Origin of the sequence: Empedobacter sp. GD03797, assembly GCF_029842105.1 — a bacterium.
Lineage (GTDB): Bacteria > Bacteroidota > Bacteroidia > Flavobacteriales > Weeksellaceae > Empedobacter > Empedobacter falsenii_C.
Window position 1 is genome coordinate 1 of record NZ_JAOCFS010000068.1, and the last position, 990, is coordinate 990.

Consider the following 990-nt stretch of genomic DNA (forward strand, 5'->3'; position numbering starts at 1 on the left):
GACACTGTACCAAAAACTGTGTAAGTATAAAATTCTGCTTGGGTTAAAATCGAGCAGAATTTTTTTTATACATTTAATATTTACATATTTATGGAAACAAAAGACCTATTTCCGGATGATTTTTTCAAACATTTTAAAACTGGCGATGAACTCCAAAACTTTCTCAAAGACTTACAAAAGCGAGGAATTGAAAAAATGTTAGAAGGTGAGTTAGATGCTCACCTGGATTACGATAAGCATGATTTACGCAAGCAAGAAAATGTGCGTAATGGTTATTCTAGTAAAAAGATAAAAACGAGTTATGGCGAAGAAGAAATAAAGGTTCCTAGAGATCGTGATGCTAGTTTTAATCCGATGCTGATACCTAAACGAAAAAGCATGGTTGAAGGCTTAGAAAACGTCATTGTGTCGCTTTACGCCAAGGGAATGTCCGTTTCTGATATTGAAGAACAGATCAGAGAAGTCTACAATTTTGACGTTTCTCAATCGACCATTTCACGTATAACTGATGCTATAACTTCTGATATCGTAGCTTGGCAAAATCGCCCATTAGAACCTGTTTATCTAATCGTTTGGATGGACGGAATTGTTTTTAAGGTTAGAGAAGGTTCCAAAGTAATTAATAAAACCATTTATATCGCAGTAGGCTTAAAACGCGATGGACGCAAAGAAGTTTTAGGATTATGGTTAGGTAAAAATGAGTCATCATCCTTTTGGATGAGTGTTTTAACCGATATGAAGGCTAGAGGAACTGAAGATATCTTGATTACAGCAACCGATAACTTAAATGGTTTTACCGATACCATACGTACCGTTTTTCCTGAATCTAAAACACAAATATGTGTAGTACATCAGATTCGAAATGCTTGTAAATACGTTGTTTGGAAAGATAAGAAACAGTTTACTGCTGATATGAAAGAAATCTACAACGCGCCAACTAAACAGGCTGCTGAAGCTGCTTTAAATGATTTTGCTTCTAAGTGGGAACAT

The 990-nt window shown here is 35.3% G+C and carries 1 protein-coding gene; it reads left to right on the forward strand.

The genetic code is table 11. From position 1 onward, the window contains the following. Positions 1 to 90: 90 nt before the first annotated feature. A partial coding sequence (locus N5D90_RS17045) for an IS256 family transposase (protein ID WP_280063474.1) occupies positions 91 to 990 on the forward strand: 900 nt, incomplete at its 3' end.